Genomic DNA, 18159 nt, shown 5'->3' on the forward strand with positions numbered 1-18159 from the left:
GATGGCCCCGCCTTTCGACCGCATCCCCGTCCGAACGCACCCGGCCGTCTCCGGTCAAGGGGTCTGTCGGAAGGACCGCGGAGCGAGGAAGCGGAATGCGCCGCCCCGCTCAACCACCGGCAAACCGCCAACGCAGCGGATGGCAACCGCACGCAAAGCCGATCCGCTCGAGCACCACTTCCTTGCCCTGAAGTCGCAGGACGTGCGTCGCCCGACCCTTTTCCGACAGGTACCCAGCGCCCCTCTTCTTGCGGCCCTTGCGTGCCGCCTTGGCCGCCTTCTTCTTTTTGGCGGTCGCGCCCGGTGATGCGGCCTTCGCTGCGGGCTTCGCTTTTCCAGGCGGCGTGAGATCCACTTGGGCACGCCGGAGGAGCGTAGCCACGTAGCTGCGCACCTCGTTGGATATGACAGCAGCAGGATCAACAGCCCCGAGAACAGCCGGCGCCCCGCCACTCAACCCGACCAGCGCGGAATATGGGTTATAGCTCTTCACGTTGGTCAGTTGTTCGGACAGCCCGGACAAGTCCACGGCGCGATAAGTCGTCATTTGAGCGGTGTCGGGGCCGGCCACTGTGAAGGCTGAACGGGTGAGCTTCCCCTTCGGAGCGACTTCGAGCACATCGTTCAGGAGACGCTTGGCCGGCGCGCTGAGCGACGCGAGGTTCGCGCCCTTGCCCGCGGTCTTGCTCTTCTTCGTGGACGCCGGCGTCAGGGCCATGCGCGGCGCCAGGAAGTTCGTCACGCTGAGCGTGATGCCGTGGTGCCCGAAGGCCGTGCGGATGTGAGCCTCGCTCGCGCCGCCGAACAGATTCTTATCGGCGAGGATCATCGTGCGTCCGACGGTCTCGAGGAAACGCGGGCGGATCGGCGCCTCGGCCACCGCCTGCGCCAGGAGGCGCGTGGCAACCTGGCAGGCCTGCAGAAGGCCCGCCTCTCCGCCCGGCCCGGCCTGGAAAATCTCGCGGATGAGCTGGTAGTAGCATCCGCTCGTGAGCTGACCGAAACTGTGGATCTCGTTGATGAGGACACCTGGATTGCCGTCGTCGGGCAGGCTCTGCGGCAGCACCCACTTGAACGCGTTCATGGCGCGTCGAGGCTGCGCCGCGTTGTGAGTCGGGCTGACTGCCGTGCCAATGGCGAGCGACAGCTCCTCCGCCGTGCCTTCGACGAAATTCGGCGTGTTGAGCTGCGGACTGGCAGCGAGCAGAGCCGTCCGGATGTTTTGGTCGGCGAGCGCGGCCATGATGGCGATGCAATCGCCAAACCCTTCGTGAAATGCCGGGACCTCGAACATGTCGACGTCCCAGAGATCGGGACGCAGTGCATCCAGGATGGCATGGCCGACCTCATGGGCCACCACGTCGGCGCTGGCGCCTGAGAACACCGTCCTGCCACCGCCGAGCGGAAAGGAAAAGAACGACACGCTGCTGCGGTTATAGAAGGCGTTGAGGTCCACCCCTTCGTTCGGAATAAGGTCGAGCTTGAGCTTGGCGGGCCTGCCGGTCCAGCCCCGCAGGGGGCCGGCGAAATTCTCGAACGTCTCAAGCGTGCGGAACGCGGCTTCCCTCGCCTGCCACGCCACGAACTCGTTGGTTCCCAGGCTGTAGACCTGCTCGGGTGGCAAGCTCGTGACATTGAATGTCATCTGGCCCGCGGGCCTGTTCGGCGACGCGGCTATCGACTGGGCCGGAATGGCGGCAACGGCCGGGTCATTGGCGATGTAATTGATAGTCATATGGCCCCTCCCTCAAATTGATGTTCGTCTCGTGCAGCAGGCGCGCCTCAAGCCGAACGGAGTTTCCGATGAGACGTGATCGTCGCCGGCACTTTCCTTCAATGCGGCTTGCGCGTCGGACCTGCACAGATTGGCGGGTTGGCAAATTCGCTCAACCGGCCAACTTTGCTACGATCGATTTCGCTTCGACATGGCGCGTACAGAGGTTGATCCGATCTACTCACTGCGCAAATCAATCTTCCCCCAATCAATTGTTAGGCCTGCACATCCTCCTTGGCGGCCAGGTTGATCAAATCCACGAGCGTAAATGAGTCAAAGTCCAGCTTCGCCCCCGGCTGCAGGATTGAGTCCTCGGAATGCCGGATCAGATTCCAGAAGGTCTCAACCACAATCCGGCTGCCAACCATCCCGAGGTGCCGCCCCGCCGCTCCTGCAGGGTCACCGGCCTCCGCCAAAATGTAGAACCAGAGCGGCGTGCGCTCCGCGAACGGGATGGCCTTTGCCCTGATCTCCTCGTTGGGCAGCGCCTTGAGAAATGCATCGCCCGAGAGCGGTGTGATGTTCATCGCCCTTGCTACGGCTTGCCCGGTCGGAAGCCCAAACAGATATCCGCGCAGCAGGTTGCGAATTGCAAGCTGCGGGGCGACCCGCACGACTTCGGGGTTTGAATTGCCTTCGCCTTCCGGCTTTCCGAACGTGTCTTGCAGCTTGAACGTGAAATCCGTCAGACGAGCATCAATCGTCCGCGCGAATTGCGGCTTGCCTGCGTTTGTGGGAAGAATGCGCTCCCACTGGATAATCCAGTTCTCCGGCAGCGTATCGGCCGTCGGAAGGCCTAAGTTCTCGCCGAGCTGCCCGGTGAGAGCAGTGAACGTGAAAAGCAGAGACAAGGTCGCATTGGGAAAATTGAGATTGAAATCGTATCTCGTCCTGATCATCGAATGACCGAACCTATAGGCGGCAGCGGCGAACTCTGCTGGCATGAAGAGCTTGCCAGGCTGCTCCACCTTCCAGAACTTCGGTCCGTACGCGACGACATCGCTCAAGACGGTCTCGTCGGAAACCTGCTTCAGGAAGTCGTGCAGAACGATCCACTGATAGCGTTGGCGCATCGCTCGGCGCGCAGCCTCGAAGTTCATGCCACCCGCCACCAGCGCATTGTGCGCCTTGAGGAACGCGACATGTAGTTGGGACACGATGAGATTTTCATCGTTTCGCGGATCGCCAATTCGGGCAGCGCGATCCGTACGTGGATCTTCGGAACGACCTTCCCGAGGAAGATCGTTTTGGTCCGCCTTGCCGGGCGGTCGGAGCAAGGGTGTCGTCGTGCCGTTGAGCTTCGTTACCGTAGACAGCAGCATTCGATCGCCGGCTCTGGGCGCATCGTACACGCTGTCGAGGTCGAGGTGGGCAGTCCGACTGTTGCTCAAAGCAGCGAGCGATGAAAGCGGCTTCAGGTCGGGCGCGGAAAGCGTCGCCATGTCGCCGGAACCTTCATCGAACGTGATGTCGTGGTCGACGAATTGGCCGAAATAAGTGTAGGCAGCCGGTATCGAGCTATCGCCCCTGGCCTCGCTTGCGGTCGTCGTCTCGTCACGATCGAACAACACGCTGCCGAGTTGCTTCAGCGCCTCGACGGTCTCGTGCGACGTTGGCAGCCGGTGGTCTTCGCCCTCAAAGTCGAACATGTAGCCGAAGGTAGAGGCTGACGGAGACAGCCCTACCGAGGCCGCAAAATTTCTCACTGTCGCAATCGAAGCGGCGACGACACTACTGTCCCGCACCTCGCCATGTCCGCGACGCGCCATTTGCGCCTCCTCTGCAATTTTGACCTACAGCGTGTTCGTTCAGTTAAAAACTCGCGACGAGTGCGTTGCCAACGAGGAGAACCGCAAGCTCAAGGAGTCGTGGCGAAATCGATGCTCGAGGTCGCGCTCCGTGACGCGCTCGGAAAAACCTTTGAGAACCCGGCTCGCGGACTGCGTTGGTAGACTGGGCGATCAAAAAAAACGTTTCGTAGACGTCGTAACGATGAACTGGATCGCAAGAAGAAGTTTGATGGTGACACAACTGCAAATAAATGCAATCGTTGAGAGTGTTTTCCAGGCTTCACACTTCGCTTTTTGAGGGGGCGTAGGTGATAGAGAGCTTATGGATTGTTCCGCCAATCGCGGTTGCGCGATTGGGATCAAGTAGCGTTCCTTGCGGAAACTTCGAGTGGGGTCCGAGCGACACTTCGCCGGGCGGCTCTGGCAAGACTACCCTTGTGCCTTTGGAGTCCCTGGATCTGTCAGCGGACGGTGAAGTGCGTGTGATCCCTGCGGGGTCTGAGATCATTTTCAAGGATCGGGATGCGGACGGTACTTGGCGCTTTCGGCCCGTGTGTCCTTTTTTTGAACTCCATGGACGATGGCAAGCTGACGGGAGGACCGAGGAAGGTCCGATCACGCCCGAAGTGCTCGGAAAATTCGGCCTGACAACCGCCGATATGCATTGGAAAATATCGCTTGCGAACTTGAAGGCCTACCAGTTCACGTTGGCCGACAGCGACCGCGTGGAATGCATCGCCGATTTCGCGGGCGACAACACAACGCGGAATGAACTCAGAGCCGTGTCGCCGCAAGGCGATCGGGCGCTTCGACTGATTCCTGATGGTGAGAGCATTGCGGTGGGCGCAATTCAGCTGTCCAAGCCAACTGCGGATTTCCCCGAATTGAGGCTGCGGTTCTACCCGCCTGCCGGCCTTGCCTATGGTCCCACCAATCTGAAGGAGGTCATCGCAAGAGAGACGCGACCAGACGAATGGGCGGCATTCGAGCTGCCCGGCCGGCTGATTCTAAATCCCGCCGCGCACTGGGCTAGCTATCTTTTTGGATCATCCGTCGGCCTGCCCGCGATACGCGACGACAATCGCAAAGTGCCGTCGCTGATACATGCGATGTTCCTGGACGACCAGAGCCCGCAGCAGGGCCGATGTTTGGGACTGCTGGACGATGTAACGGACGGCATCATCAGTTGCTCCATCGGCGGCCGCGAAGCGAGCGCCCGCATAGCTGTCGGCCCTCCGGATTTCGCACCCGACCGCCGCCATCCGGTTTCAATTCAAGACGGCCTCGCCGATCGCATCGATCGCGCCGCGATCAGGGCGGGCATTCCCATGGGCGAATTGAATGCGTTGGTGCGCGATCTTTTCGAGAGGGCCCTCGAAACGTCGGACTCGATGAACAAGGACACCGAGCTCGACCGGCGGCATGGCTCGCGGCCGCCGCCGCGACGTCTTCGCCCCGTCAGCGGCGACCGCGATCAGCCCGCGATCGGCACTATCTGGCCGACCAAGGACCAGATCGCTCCTACCGCGCATCGCGCGGATGCGCTTCCGGTTTCGTTCGCAGGTCGTCGCAAACATCGGCGCTACGTCGCCATCGAGTATTTGCGCGACCGGCTTCGAGAAGATCCCGCATTGCTTGACAAGTGGATTCGGAAGCCGCGCGACGGTTTTCAAGATTACGACCGTCGTATGCCTCCCCTGATGCGCGGCTCTCACGGCGGCCCCATGAACGTAACGCAGCGGCAATACGAGATGTTGACGTCCTGGGTCGCGGCGCTGCGATCCGAAGGGTTAATCAGCTGAGCGGGGTGCCCACATGCAGGCGGAAGCCGAAATACGTGTTGTACGAAGCGCCGCAGGCACCCACCTGTTTCTAGCAGACGGAAGCCGCCTGTTCGATATCGACGACGACACGGCTCGCGGCATCGAGGCCGACCTCGCGCGCGGACGGTTGCCGGAGAGCATTTCCGGCCTGCTCGGCGGACTTGGACGCCGCAGATACATATCCTTCGAGCCGATCTCGCCGCCTGCCCTGCGGTCCATCTCGCTCAACGTGGCGCAGGCCTGCAACATGAGTTGCGGTTACTGCTACGCCGATCGCGGCCGCTTCGGCGGCAACGCGAGCCTGATGGGTGAAGCCGTAGCTCGCCACGCTGTCGACCAATTGATCGACTCTGCGCCCGCCAACAGCGATCTGGTAATTGGCTTCATGGGCGGTGAGCCGTTCGTGAATCGCTCATTGGTCCACGAAATCACGGCTTATGCCGACAATAGAGCGCGCAAGGCCGGACATCGGCCGAGATTTTCGCTCACCACGAACGCCACGTTGCTGACCGAGGCGGACGCGGAACTACTTGGGCGCTACCCATTCAGCGTGACGGTGTCCCTGGATGGGGATGCTGCGACCAACGACCGGCAGAGACGATTGCCGGGAAGACAGAGCGCTTACGAGCGCACAATCAATGGACTGCGGCTGTTGACCGATCGACATCGCCCCCGGCACATCTCCATCCGTGCAACAGTTAGCCCTCTGTCAGGAGCGCTCCTTCCCCTGCTCGAACACTTCTTTTCGCTCGGCGTCGATGAAGCGGGCTTCGCGCCGGTTTTGGCGGCGCCAACGGGGTTTCCCGCTTTCAACGGCGCTTCACTGGTCGAATTCACTGCTGAGATGATCGCCTGCGGCGAACACGCCAAGGCGGCCATATCGGGCGCACGACGCTTTCCTTTTAGCAACTTCGAGACCGCTCTGCAGGAGATACATCGGGGGACGCATCGGCCTTACCCCTGCGGGGCCGGAGCCGGCTACATGAGCGTTGGATCCAAGGGCGACTATTTCGCCTGTCACCGTTTGGTTGACGATGCCGAATTCCGCTTCGGCGATCTGGAAAGCGGTTTGAACGAAACACGGCGCAGCGTGCACTTGCGGAACATGCATGTTGACCGGCAGGAGCCGTGCAAGTCCTGTTGGGCGCGCTATCTGTGCGGCGGTGGCTGCTATCATGAGGTGGCGCGCCGCGGAAGACTAGGTTGCGATTATATCCGTGCCTGGCTGGAGTTTTGCCTTGCGGCCTACGCGGAGCTTTCGCGAAGTGCCCCCGGGTACTTCGAAAATCCCGACCGTCATTTTGGTCAGCCCGGAGCTGCGCGATGACTGGCGAACTCCAGAAGAGAAAGATATTCCCGCTCAATCAGACAGCCCATTCGGACTTTCTCGTGCGGGGCAACCCGGTCACGACAAGGCCGGACGACGCAGTCGAGAACACGTTTCCCGGGCTCGAATTCGACCATCGCAACCTGGAAAAGCAGTTTTTTCCCGGCCTCGTTTTCGAGCTGCATCACGACGAGGCCGCGTGGCTCCGTTCATTTGATCCGACGCGTGATTATCCCATCACGGAGGCAGACCGGGAAGCCGGACTGACCCTATGGCACGTCCGGGGCAACTTCCCGACGATGGATGGATCCGGGCAGGTGGAGGTTAGCACGTTTCCCCTCTTCGGAATGGGTGGCACCGAGATCTGGCAAATACTCCGCGAGCTGGAGGCGGGCGACGTCGCCATCGTCCTGGGCCCACCGCGCGCTGCAGGACAAACGACGCCCGCGCAAATCGATGATCAGGTGCAACAGGCGCTTCAGACTGGCAACAACACTGCGATATCGTTCGGCGCTTCCAGGTTGGTGGTGCTGTTCGGCCGTCGGTCAGAGTACCTCGTCGACGGCGTGATCAATCCTTCCGTCTTCGAAGCGGGCGACCTGACCCGGAGCCTTTGTGCGCCGTGGCAATATGACTTTACCGACTGCGGATGCTGGTATTGGGCGTCGAACAAGCCCGACATGGTCGCCGTCAGCGAGAGTGGACCCCAGATCTACAATTTCCAGCGCGTGAGAACCGGTGCGAATGGTGTTCCGGAGCCGCCGCAGCATGCTCCCGTGGTCGCCCTCGAAGAATGGACGCGCGGACGAACAAGCGATGCGGTAGGCAATGCGCTGCCTGGCCCGGAGCGCGTGCCGCGTCAAATGAACCACGCCGAGTTGATCAACGAATGGGAATCATTGCCGGTCGTACTCAACGACGTCGAAGCCTCAAAGTACGTGACGAAACCGGTCGGCCCCATTCCGGACGATCAATTGTTGCCCGATGTCGGCTCCATTCTCGCGCGGCTATCCTATCTCGCCAGCATCGAGCATGCGCTGATGGTCGAGTACCTCTACGCCTATTACTCGGTTGCCGCGCCAAGAAGGCGGCCTGATCTCACCAACGAGCCCGCGCTCAGGCTTTACGAGGCGGCCAACACGATCCTGAGCGTCGCCATCGACGAGATGCGGCACTTCCGGTGGGTGAACGAAATACTGGTGCTTCTGGGTCATGCACCTGTTCTCGCACGCGCGGACAAGACGATCGATCTCGACCATGACGGCCGGTTCCTGGACCACACATTTGCGCTCATTCCCGCCAGAGAGGAGCAGATTGACTGGTTCATCGCCGTCGAAAGACCGAGCAAAGAAGTAGATCCCGAAACGAGACCGGACACGATCGACGGGATGTACACGCGACTGCTTTTCAGCATCGAACGCAGCTCAGAAATCTCGCAGGACGTCAAGGACAGGATATTGCATCTCATCAAACTGATCATCGATGAGGGCTACGATCACTATCACCGGTTCTTGCGCGTGAAGCAATTGTTGCCGCCCGGCCCGGCGAATGGGCATTTGCAGTTGCCGCCCAACCCAGCTCCCTTGGAGCCTGCACACGTCGCGAAAGAATTCGAGACACGCGTGAACCGGAGCTACGAGGTGATCCTCAACCTCCTTTTGATCGTCTTCGGGCGCGGGGACGCGGAGCACGGAGACCTCATCGAGGCGACGCGGATCGCGATGGTCGATAGCATGGACGTTGAGATCCAGGCGCTCATCAACGCCCGTGGCGCACCGCTCTTTTCAGTGCCGCAGGTTCTGGCCGAGCGCAATCTCGGCCGCTTTGCGTTGGCGCGGCAGAAAACGGTTGCGGACAAGCTGGTTGTTTTGGACATGTCCGTTCCAAAGCCTCCTCTCACAGGCAGTGCAAAGCCGTCGTTCACGCAAATCGTGGAGGCGGCCACCGGACCTCTAGACGCTTTGAACAGGGCTCACGCAAGTGCCGCAGACAAGGACCTTCAAATGCTGGCGGCGCATTCGGCCTCAGCCATGCAGCGCGTGCGCACGCGCTTCCTGAGCATCATGAAATCGGAGTCGGACGTACCATAATTCAGTGCCCACGCAATTCGGCGCCGCCCCGCTTCCGAGCCTCGGATTGGAGGAGGTTTTCCTAACCGCCCCGAGCAAAAGGTGATGGAGTTTCGCGCCGTGCCGCAGTCACGACGGTCAACTTGGCATTGATGACAGCCTCACTATCCAAATCTCGTCAGGCGGTGGTTCTTGGTGCCGGGATCTCCGGCATGACGGCGGCGCGCCTTCTTGCTCATAGCGGCTGGGAAGTTGAAGTCGCCGGACCCGTGCCGACCTCCACCCGATGGGTCACACTTTCAGCCCGCACGGTGCAGCTCATTAACGATATCTGGGACAGCGACATTGTCACCGCAGCAACCCACTATCGCTTGGCGAGCCGGAGAGTGATTTGGGATACCGACGCCGCGGCAGAAGTATTGGAACCGCTCGTAGCGCTCGAAAGCTCATCGCTCGCGGCGACGATGCTAGAGAAGTTCTCGAGAGAACACTTGGGTTCCGTAAGCTCGGGAAGCACCTTGAGCGCTCAGGAGCCTACCCCAGCTCGATCGGCGCAGTTCGTTATCGATGCGCGGGGACGCAATTCGAACTTCCCCCGACGCTATTCGGGTCGCCGACAAATGCGGGTCTGGGAGCCGATCTCGATCGATCACGGCGCGGCCGAGTTTGCCGAGATGCACGCCGGCATCGGCTACTGGTGTTTCCTTTTCCCGCTCGGGTCGAAACAACTGTGCCTTCAGATCGCGACTCCTGAACCCGAGATAAGCGGCACCTTGTCGGAGAAAATCAAGAACGATGCGTCGGACCATTCCCTCCTGGCAAAGCTAGTGGAGAAAGTTCCAGATCTCTTTGATCTGGCGACCTCCGTGATCCCGATTGCACCGTCCTTTCATACCCAACCAATCCGGGCCAGCCGATTGCCTGTCGGGGACGCACTCATGACGCTGGACCCGCTATGCGGTGACGGCGTTGGGCACGGCGTGAAGTCGGCCATCCTGGCAGTCGCCGTGGCCAACTCCGCGGCCGTCACGGTTTCAACCGAGGACGCGCTAAAGCATTTCGAACTTCGGACAACGCGCGCTTTTGCGAGTCATCTCAAGCACTGCCGCGGCTACTACAGCAAAATCCGACATGCGGCGCCGTGGGAAGGGGAAGTCGAGTCAATCGCACAAGCAATGGAGAAGCTCACGACCTCCAACCGTGACGAGGGTTCGACCCTTCTGGTTCTGGAGGATCCCGATGCCGGCCACAGCGCCAAGAACGTTTGTCACGTCAAGCGACCCTACCTGAAGCAAGCGTGAACGGTTCATCGTCACGGCGACAATGAAGACAATCATTTGCTCCGGGATAAGTTGTCGATTGCAGCCGAGGCTTATTCCATAACCGCCATTCCGCGGACATCCAAGTCTGTCGGTTAGCGGTCCCGGCTCAGGGTCGGAACGACGTCGGTGCGTGTGGCGCGCTGTTTCGACTGTCTAGTAGTTGCTCGCCGTTATCTCGTTCGGAATGCCCTCGATGGGGCACTCGTCCGTGCCCGCGGTCGGTCGGGTCATCGCCTCGACCATTTCGCGCGTCCCTTCCGGATCGGCGATCCACTTCGAGTAGAAATCGTAGGGGCAAGCCGCGAGGCCCTTGGCGCTCTCGCCGGAGTTGATCATGCCGGTGTAGCCGCGATGCACCAGCTTGTAGAGGTGGTTCTGCGACTGGCCGTTGCGGCGCGCGTCGCGGATCAGGTGCTTCGACAATTGCGCGTACTGGATACCGTATTCCTCCTCGCCGGTCTCACCGAGCGTGCGGCCGTCGAAGCCGATGATGGCGGAGTGACCGAAATAGGAATAGACGCCGTCGAAGCCGGCGGCGTTGGCGACCGCCACATAGACATTGTTGGCCCAGGCCATCGCCTTGGAAATCAGGATCTGCTGTTCCTTGGCGGGATACATGTAACCCTGGCAGCGCACGATCAGCTCGGCGCCCTTCATGGCGCAGTCGCGCCAGATTTCAGGAAAGTTGCCGTCGTCACAGATGATCAGGCTGACTTTCAGACCCTTCGGCCCTTCGGACATATAGGTGCAATTGCCGGGATACCAGCCTTCGATCGGTACCCATGGCATGATCTTGCGGTACTTCTGGACGATCTCGCCCTTGTCGTTCATCAGGATCAGGGTGTTGTACGGCGCCTTGTGCGGATGCTCCTCGTGGCGCTCGCCGGTCAGCGAGAACACGCCCCACACCTTAGCCTTGCGGCAGGCTTCGGCAAAGATCTCGGTCTCGGCACCGGGGACTTGCGAGGCGGTCTCGTACATCTCCTTTGAGTCGTACATGATGCCGTGAGTGGAATATTCCGGGAAGATCACGAGATCCATGCCCGGCAGCCCGGTCTTCATGCCCACCACCATGTCGGCGATCTTGCGCGCGTTATCGAGCACCTCGGCCCTGGTGTGCAGGCGCGGCATTTTGTAGTTGACGACAGCAACGCCAACTGTGTCGTTGCTTGAGGAAATGTCACCGTGAAGCATTGGGATCGCCTCTTGTTCTGGTTTGAGTTTCCTGACGCGCAGGACCGCGCGTCAGTGGCTGATCATCCATGGACGCGCGGTCGGAAAGCCCTTGGCGCCGCCCTTTGTCTTCGTCACCAGCCGCGCCGGCTTCTTCTTTCCGGTTGAACAGCAGCCACAGCCGGGGCCGTGCGAGGCCTTGTATTCCCCAAGTGTCTTCGGCGCGTTGGCGCTGCGCTCGTTGGTCGCGATCGCTTTCCGCTTTTCCGACGGCATGCAGAAGAACGCCGGCGCGGTCAGGATCACGCGCGGCGATTCAGTCTCACAGCGCGGGCAGCCCTGCGGATCGTCGCATTCGGCCATCGGCCGCATGTCCGTGAACGGGCCGCAATCGTTGCAGAGATATTCGTAGACGGGCATCTGGTTTCCTTGCGCGATGGCTGGAAGATCACGACGTCGGATGCGGGGCGGCCGGCACGCTTAAGCCGTCCCGCATCCTTCTCGCGCAGGGATTACTTGTCCGGCGAGATCGGCATCTGGATATCGCCCGTGATGTGTTTGATCGGACCGGCCGACGACGGCATGATGTCGAAGTCAAAAATCTCCGTCGGCAGCCACAGAGTGGCGCAGGCATTTGGCACGTCGACCACGCCTGATATGTGGCCCTGACACGGCGCCGTGCCCAGGATCGAATAGGCCTGCGCGCCGGAATAGCCGAACTTCTTCAGGTACTCGATCGCGTTCAAACAGGCCTGCCGGTAGGCGATGTGCACGTCGAGATAATGCTGCTTGCCGGCCTCGTCGACAGAGATGCCCTCGAAGATCAGATAGTCCTTGTAGTTCGGCGTGATCGGCGACGGCTTGAACACGGGATTCTTGATGCCGTATTTGGCGACGCCGTCCTTGATGACATCGACCTTGATATGCAGCCAGCCGGCCATTTCGATCGCGCCGCAGAAGGTGATCTCGCCGTCGCCCTGGCTGAAGTGCAGATCGCCCATTGAGAGGCCGCCGCCGGAGACATAGACCGGGAAGAATATCTTCGAACCGCGCGACAGATCCTTGATGTCGCAATTGCCGCCATGCTCACGCGGCGGCACGGTGCGGGCGCCTTCGGCGCCGACCTTGGCCTTGGCATCGCCCTTGGCGCGGCCGGCGTGGGCCGTCGCAGCGAAGGGCGGATTGGCGAGGCCCGGCACGCGGGTCGGGTTGGTCGCGATCAGCGCAGTCTCGCGTTCGTTCCATGTCGCCAGCAACTTCGGATCGGGCAGACAACCAATCAGGCCGGGATGGATCAGGCCTGCGAAGTTCACGCCGGGAATGTGACGCGACGACGTATAGAGGCCCTTGATGTCCCAGATCGATTTCTGCGCCAGCGGAAAGTGATCGGTCAGGAAGCCGCCGCCATTTTGCTTGGAGAAGAAGCCGTTGAAACCCCAGAGGCTCTCCTTCAGCGGACCGACGTCGAGCAGGTCGACCACCAGCAGATCACCGGGTTCGGCGCCCTTGACTCCGATCGGGCCGGACAGGAAGTGCACGATCGACAGGTCGATGTCGCGCACGTCATCGGCGGAATCGTTGTTCTTGATGAAGCCGCCGGTCCAGTCGTAGGTCTCGATGATGAAATCATCACCCGGCTTGACCCACGAAACCATCGGGATGTCGGGATGCCACCGGTTGTGGATCATGTCGTTGTCGTAGGCCGACTTCGAAAGATCGACCTTGATCAGTGTCTCTGGCATCGATAGCTCCCCTTTTTAGAACAGCACGGTTACGAATTAGACGGACAGATATTTCGACACTTGCGCGGCATCGACACTGTCGCGCGGGTCGTCGCGGACGATCTCGCCGTTCTCGATGACAAGCACGCGGTCGGCGATATCGAGCGCGAAGCTCAACACCTGTTCGGACACCACGATCGACAGACCGCGCTCGTCGCGAATACGTTTCAGCGTGCGCGCCATGTCCTTAATGATCGACGGCTGGATACCCTCGGTCGGCTCGTCCAGCAGCAGCACTTTTGGCTTGGTGGCGAGCGCACGCGCAATCGCGAGCTGCTGCTGCTGACCGCCGGAAAGATTGCCGCCGCGGCGCCCCTTCATCTCCAGCAACACCGGAAACAGTTCGTAGATGTCTTCGGGCACCTCGGACCCGCCCGACACCACGAGACCGGTCTCGATGTTCTCCTTCACCGTCATGGCGGAGAAGATCATGCGGCCCTGCGGCACGTAGGCAAGGCCCTTGGCGACGCGATCGTAGCTCGGGAGCGCGCTGAGCTCGGCGCCTTCCATGCTCACCGAGCCGCTCTTGGTCGGCACGATCCCCATCAGCGACTTCATCAGCGTGGTCTTGCCCATGCCGTTGCGGCCCATGATCGCAACGATCTCGTTGGGCGCCACCGACACGTTGAGGCCGTGCAACACTTCGCTCTGGCCATAGGCGACGTGTAGATTCGAAATAGCCAGCATCGACACGCTCCTTAATGTCCGAGATAGACTTCAATCACTTTCGGATCGTTCTTCACCTTCTCCATCGTGCCTTCCGACAGGATCTGGCCCTGGTGCAGGACCGTGACCTTGTGGGCGATGTCCTCGACGAACTTCATGTCGTGCTCGATCACGAGCACGGAGCGGTCCTTGATGATGCGGTTGAGCAGTTCGGCGGTCTTGGCGCGCTCGCTCACGCTCATGCCGGCCACTGGCTCGTCGAGCATCAGCAAGTCCGGGTCCTGAATCAGCAGCATGCCGATCTCGAGCCACTGCTTCTGGCCGTGGCTAAGCAGCGCGGCACTCATGTCGAGGCGGTCCTTGAGGAAGATCATTTCAGCGACTTCATGGACCCGGTCCCGCACAACGGCGTCGCGTGTAAATGTCAGCGCGCCGAAGACGGTGCGGCCGCGTGGAAATGAAATCTCGAGATTCTCGAACACGGTAAGATCGTCGTAGATCGACGGGGTCTGGAACTTACGCCCCACCCCGGCCTTCACGATCTGGTTCTCCTTCAGTTTCGTCAGCTCCTTGCCGCGAAACGCGATCGAGCCTGAGGTGGCCTTGGTCTTTCCGCAGATCAGGTCGAGCACCGTGGTCTTGCCGGCGCCATTGGGGCCGATGATGACGCGGATCTCGTTCTCCTCGACATAGAAGGAGAGATCGTTGACCGCCTTGAACCCGTCAAAGGACACCGTGAGTCCTTCGACCGCGAGCAGGAAGGGTTTTGGCTGATGACCGATGAGCATGATGTCCTCCTCACTCTGCCGGCGCGCCGTCGGCGACGGAATTATCGGTCCAGCCGCTCTCGGACTTCGGCTTGCGTGATGAGATCAGCCGGTCGATCCGCGGCTGGACATGATCCTGCCAGATGCCGGCGAGGCCGTTCGGGAAAGCAAGCACCACGGCGATGAACAGTCCGCCGAGGCCGAACAGCCAGAGCTCGGGGAAGGATTCCGAAAGGCTTGTTTTCGCGAAGTTGACGAGCATGGTTCCGTAGACCGCGCCCAGGATCGAGAGCCGGCCACCGACCGCGGTATAGATCACCATCTCGATCGATGGCACGATGCCGACAAAGGATGGCGACATGAACCCGACCTGCAGCGCGAACATGGCCCCGCCGATGGCGGCAAAGATGGCCCCGACGCAGAAGGCGAAGATCTTGAAATTGGCGACACTGTAGCCGGAGAAGCGGACCCGGTCTTCCTGATCGCGCATCGCGACCAGGATACGGCCGAGCTTCGAGTGCCTGATGAACTGAGCAATCAGAATGCAGATGAACAGCAAGCCTACCTCGAAGAAGTAGAGCACGACCTTGGCGTGGTCGGGACGGATATCCCAGCCCTTCAGCGTACGCAGGTCGGTCATGCCGTTGATGCCGCCGGTATAGCCCTGCTGACCGACGATCAGGATGGTCAGGATCGCCGCGACCGCCTGCGTGATGATGGCGAAATAGGTGCCGCCGACGCGGCGCTTGAACATCGCAGCGCCGATGACCAACGCAAATAGGCCCGGCACCAGAATGACGGCGGCGATGGTAAAGGTGAGGCTGTGGAAGGGCTGCCAGAACAACGGCAGCGAGGTGATCTGATTCCAGTCCATGAAATCGGGAATGCCGGGGGTCGACTGGATCTTGGTGTTCTCGACGCTCGACGCTTCGAGCTTGAGGAACATCGCCATGCAGTAGCCGCCGAGACCGAAGAACACGCCCTGCCCCAAACTCAAGATGCCGCCATAGCCCCAGCAGATCACCAGCCCCAGCGCCACAAAGGCATAGGTGAGGTATTTCGCGACAAGGTTGAGCCTGAAGACATCGAGACAGAGCGGCAGGATCACCACCAGGAACACGGCGAGCACCAGGATCCCGATAAGCTCCGATCGATTGGTAAAGCGATTGTCGGTCATGGCTCAGCCCTCTTGTTATTTGCGGACCTTGAGGGCGAACAGACCCTGCGGCCGCAGCATCAGAATTCCGACAACCGCGAGCAGCGTCAGGACCTTGGCCATCGATCCCGACGTGAAGAATTCGAGCGTCGACTGCGTCTGGGAGATCGAGAAGGCCGATGCGATGGTGCCGAGCAGGCTGGCGGCGCCGCCGAACACGACCACCAGGAAGGTGTCGACGATGTAGAGCTGGCCTGAAGTAGGCCCGGTCGAGCCGATCATGGTGAAGGCGCTGCCGGCGACGCCGGCGATGCCGCAGCCCAGTGCGAAGGTGAGACGATCGACTTTCGCGGTGTTGATGCCGACGGCGCCCGCCATGATCCGGTTCTGCACGACGGCGCGGACCTGGCGGCCCCAGCGCGATTTGTACATGACGTAGGCGACCACGATGGTGATCAGCACGGTCAGGCCCATCACGAAGACGCCGTTGATCGGCACCTCGATAGAGTCCGTGACCTTGAGCGAGCCCAGCATCCACTGCGGCAGTTCGACACCGACTTCACGCGCGCCGAAGATCGAGCGATAGGCCTGCTGCAGCATCAGGCTGAGGCCCCAGGTGGCGAGCAGCGTATCGAGCGGCCGCTTGTAGAGGTGACGTATCAGCACCCACTCCACCAGCATGCCGAGAGCGCCGGAGGCGAGGAATGCGAGGATCATCGCGAGAAAGAAGTACCCACTGAATAGACCCGGCAGATAGCTCTGGAACAAGTTTGACGTCATCCACGTGACGTAGGCGCCGAGGATCATGAACTCGCCATGCGCCATGTTGATAACGCCCATCTGGCCGAAGATGATCGCAAGACCGAGCGCCATCAGAACGTAAACGGAAAACAGGATCAGGCCTGCAAATCCCTGCATGACGAAGATGGAGCCCAGATCGCCAATCGAGTAATCACCGAACATCTGACTTCTCCGTCGAGGGGATAAGTCCCGCGTCGCGAGAGAATTCGCGACGCGGGGTCGTGAAGCGTGGATTGACGGTCCACGCCAGGGAGCGGTTGGAGAAAGTTTGCGGGAAGCTCCGCGGGCTTACTGATAGCCCTTCGGGAACGGATCGGGCTCGATCAGATCGGCGGTCTCGAAGATCAGTTCGAACTGACCATCGAGTTTGGCGCGCCCGACCCGGGTCTTCGACCAGAGGTGATGGTTTTCGTGGATGCGCACGTAACCTTCGGGCGCTTCCTTGAACTCGATGCCAGGTGAGGCGGCGGCGATCTTGTCGACGTCGAAGCTGCCAGCCTTCTCGCAGGTCAGTTTCCACAGCCACGGGCCGAGATAGCCGGCCTGCGTCACGTCGCCGATCACGGTCTTCTCACCCCACAGCTTCTTGAAGGCGGGAACGAACGCCTTGTTGTTGGCATTGTCGAGCGACTGGAAGTACTTCATGCAGGCATAGGCGCCCGCGATGTTCTCGCCGCCAATGCCATCGATTTCATCCTCAGTCACGGAGATCGTCAGCAGCGCCTGCTTCGAGAGGTCGACGCCGGCCGCCTTGAGCTGCTTGTAGAAGGCGACGTTCGAGCCGCCGACCACGTCGGTGAAGATCACGTCGGGCTTGGTCAGCTTGATCTTGTTGATCACCGAATTGAACTGGGTGCTGCCGAGCGCGTAATATTCCTCGCCGACGACCTTGCCCTTCAGCACGTTCTCGACATGCTTGCGCGCAATCTTGTTCGAGGTGCGCGGCCAGATGTAATCCGAGCCGATGAAGAAGAACGATTTGGCGCCCTTCTCCTTGGCGATCCAGTTCAGGCCGGCGAGAATCTGCTGGGTTGCCTCCTGGCCGGTGTAGATCACGTTCTTGGACTGCTCGAGGCCTTCATAGAAGGTCGGGTAATAGAGCATGCCGTTGTACTGCTCGACGACCGGCAGCACCGCCTTGCGCGATGCCGAGGTCCAGCAGCCCATGATCGCCGCGACCTTGTCGTTGACGAGAAGCTTCTTGGCCTTTTCCGCAAATGTCGGCCAGTCGCTGGCGCCGTCTTCCTGGATGAACTTGATCTTGCGCCCGAGCACGCCGCCGGCGGCGTTGATCTGTTCGATCGCGAGCTTTTCGGCCTGGATCGAGCCGGTTTCCGAAATCGCCATCGTGCCGGTGGCCGAGTGCAGGATGCCGACGGTGACTTCCGTGTCGGTGACCGCGAGGCCCGTGGTGTTGACCACGGAGGTTGCGGGACCGGCTCCGAATGACGGCCGGGGAAGCATCGAAATGAGCGGCAGTGCCGCCGCGCCCATCAGCAGTTGGCGACGAAGCGGCGACTGCAGGCCCTTGTTTGGTTCGTCTGACATGAGCACCCCATTTTTGGTTCGAGAACGCTTATTGGTCAGGCGAGGATTGCCTAGATTTGTGCACTGCACAGATACGTAAGATCGCGTATATTGCACCGCAAAATAGCGACGTAGGTTTTGGTACGGAGTTTGCTGGCTACGCGGGAGGTCAGTTGAACTGGC

14 protein-coding genes are annotated in these 18159 nt (G+C 60.7%); 4 read left to right on the forward strand and 10 right to left on the reverse strand.

The window, feature by feature from the left end:
- Positions 1 to 109: 109 nt before the first annotated feature.
- On the reverse strand, positions 110 to 1735 hold the full coding sequence (locus tag IVB22_RS28235; RefSeq protein WP_247520438.1) for a hypothetical protein: 1626 nt from the start codon (positions 1733 to 1735) through the stop codon (positions 110 to 112).
- Between the two features lie 254 nt (positions 1736 to 1989).
- The gene (locus IVB22_RS28240) at positions 1990 to 3342 is read right to left on the reverse strand and encodes a heme peroxidase family protein (protein WP_247520439.1); all 1353 of its coding nucleotides are present in this window, start codon (positions 3340 to 3342) and stop codon (positions 1990 to 1992) included.
- Positions 3343 to 4190: 848 nt separating this feature from the next.
- Between IVB22_RS28240 and IVB22_RS28245 the strand changes: the two genes are divergently transcribed.
- The 4 genes from IVB22_RS28245 (at position 4191) to IVB22_RS28260 (ending at position 10084) form a co-directional block, all read left to right on the forward strand.
- Positions 4191 to 5366, forward strand: coding sequence for a hypothetical protein (locus IVB22_RS28245; protein WP_247520440.1), 1176 nt, complete (start codon positions 4191 to 4193; stop codon positions 5364 to 5366).
- 13 nt (positions 5367 to 5379) lie between these two features.
- Positions 5380 to 6714, forward strand: coding sequence for a radical SAM/SPASM domain-containing protein (locus IVB22_RS28250; protein WP_247520441.1), 1335 nt, complete (start codon positions 5380 to 5382; stop codon positions 6712 to 6714).
- Positions 6711 to 8804, forward strand: coding sequence for a ferritin-like protein (locus IVB22_RS28255; RefSeq protein WP_247520442.1), 2094 nt, complete (start codon positions 6711 to 6713; stop codon positions 8802 to 8804). Before IVB22_RS28250 ends, IVB22_RS28255 begins: the two co-directional genes overlap by 4 nt.
- Positions 8805 to 8926: 122 nt before the next feature.
- Complete coding sequence (locus IVB22_RS28260) at positions 8927 to 10084, forward strand: NAD(P)/FAD-dependent oxidoreductase (protein WP_247520443.1); 1158 nt, start codon at positions 8927 to 8929, stop codon at positions 10082 to 10084.
- A gap of 174 nt (positions 10085 to 10258) precedes the next feature.
- Here the strand turns inward: IVB22_RS28260 and IVB22_RS28265 are convergent, their stop codons facing one another.
- The 8 genes from IVB22_RS28265 to urtA form a co-directional block, all read right to left on the reverse strand.
- Entirely contained in the window at positions 10259 to 11299 is a 1041-nt protein-coding gene (locus tag IVB22_RS28265) for an aliphatic amidase (protein ID WP_247520444.1), read from the reverse strand.
- Positions 11300 to 11350: 51 nt separating this feature from the next.
- The gene (locus tag IVB22_RS28270; RefSeq protein ID WP_247520445.1) at positions 11351 to 11698 is read right to left on the reverse strand and encodes a zinc ribbon domain-containing protein; all 348 of its coding nucleotides are present in this window, start codon (positions 11696 to 11698) and stop codon (positions 11351 to 11353) included.
- A 92-nt stretch (positions 11699 to 11790) separates the two neighbouring features.
- Positions 11791 to 13020 carry a formamidase gene (gene fmdA / locus IVB22_RS28275; protein ID WP_247520446.1) on the reverse strand — a complete coding sequence of 410 codons (1230 nt, stop codon included), beginning with the start codon at positions 13018 to 13020 and terminating at the stop codon, positions 11791 to 11793.
- 36 nt (positions 13021 to 13056) lie between these two features.
- The gene (gene urtE, locus IVB22_RS28280; protein WP_247520447.1) at positions 13057 to 13746 is read right to left on the reverse strand and encodes an urea ABC transporter ATP-binding subunit UrtE; all 690 of its coding nucleotides are present in this window, start codon (positions 13744 to 13746) and stop codon (positions 13057 to 13059) included.
- Between the two features lie 11 nt (positions 13747 to 13757).
- On the reverse strand, positions 13758 to 14513 hold the full coding sequence (gene urtD / locus IVB22_RS28285) for an urea ABC transporter ATP-binding protein UrtD (protein WP_247520448.1): 756 nt from the start codon (positions 14511 to 14513) through the stop codon (positions 13758 to 13760).
- Positions 14514 to 14523: 10 nt separating this feature from the next.
- Positions 14524 to 15669: an urea ABC transporter permease subunit UrtC gene (gene urtC, locus IVB22_RS28290; RefSeq protein ID WP_247520449.1), complete on the reverse strand. Its 1146-nt coding sequence runs from the start codon at positions 15667 to 15669 to the stop codon at positions 14524 to 14526.
- A 15-nt stretch (positions 15670 to 15684) separates the two neighbouring features.
- Positions 15685 to 16611, reverse strand: a complete 927-nt coding sequence (gene urtB / locus IVB22_RS28295) for an urea ABC transporter permease subunit UrtB (protein ID WP_247520450.1) — start codon at positions 16609 to 16611, stop codon at positions 15685 to 15687.
- Between the two features lie 126 nt (positions 16612 to 16737).
- A complete protein-coding gene (urtA, locus tag IVB22_RS28300; protein ID WP_247520451.1) occupies positions 16738 to 17997 on the reverse strand; it encodes an urea ABC transporter substrate-binding protein in 1260 nt (419 codons plus the stop codon).
- Positions 17998 to 18159 lie beyond the last annotated feature (162 nt).

Source organism: Bradyrhizobium sp. 190 (genome assembly GCF_023073415.1).
Taxonomy (GTDB): Bacteria; Pseudomonadota; Alphaproteobacteria; order Rhizobiales; family Xanthobacteraceae; genus Bradyrhizobium.

Bases quoted from the DNA above. Each gene is read 5' to 3' on its own strand.
- urtB (WP_247520450.1), bottom strand. From the start codon at position 16,611: ATGTTCGGTGATTACTCGATTGGCGATCTGGGCTCCATCTTCGTCATG.
- urtA (WP_247520451.1), bottom strand. From the start codon at position 17,997: ATGTCAGACGAACCAAACAAGGGCCTGCAGTCGCCGCTTCGTCGCCAA.
- urtD (WP_247520448.1), bottom strand. From the start codon at position 14,513: ATGCTCATCGGTCATCAGCCAAAACCCTTCCTGCTCGCGGTCGAAGGA.
- IVB22_RS28250 (WP_247520441.1), top strand. From the start codon at position 5,380: ATGCAGGCGGAAGCCGAAATACGTGTTGTACGAAGCGCCGCAGGCACC.
- IVB22_RS28265 (WP_247520444.1), bottom strand. From the start codon at position 11,299: ATGCTTCACGGTGACATTTCCTCAAGCAACGACACAGTTGGCGTTGCT.
- fmdA (WP_247520446.1), bottom strand. From the start codon at position 13,020: ATGCCAGAGACACTGATCAAGGTCGATCTTTCGAAGTCGGCCTACGAC.
- urtC (WP_247520449.1), bottom strand. From the start codon at position 15,669: ATGACCGACAATCGCTTTACCAATCGATCGGAGCTTATCGGGATCCTG.
- IVB22_RS28270 (WP_247520445.1), bottom strand. From the start codon at position 11,698: ATGCCCGTCTACGAATATCTCTGCAACGATTGCGGCCCGTTCACGGAC.
- IVB22_RS28235 (WP_247520438.1), bottom strand. From the start codon at position 1,735: ATGACTATCAATTACATCGCCAATGACCCGGCCGTTGCCGCCATTCCG.
- urtE (WP_247520447.1), bottom strand. From the start codon at position 13,746: ATGCTGGCTATTTCGAATCTACACGTCGCCTATGGCCAGAGCGAAGTG.
- IVB22_RS28255 (WP_247520442.1), top strand. From the start codon at position 6,711: ATGACTGGCGAACTCCAGAAGAGAAAGATATTCCCGCTCAATCAGACA.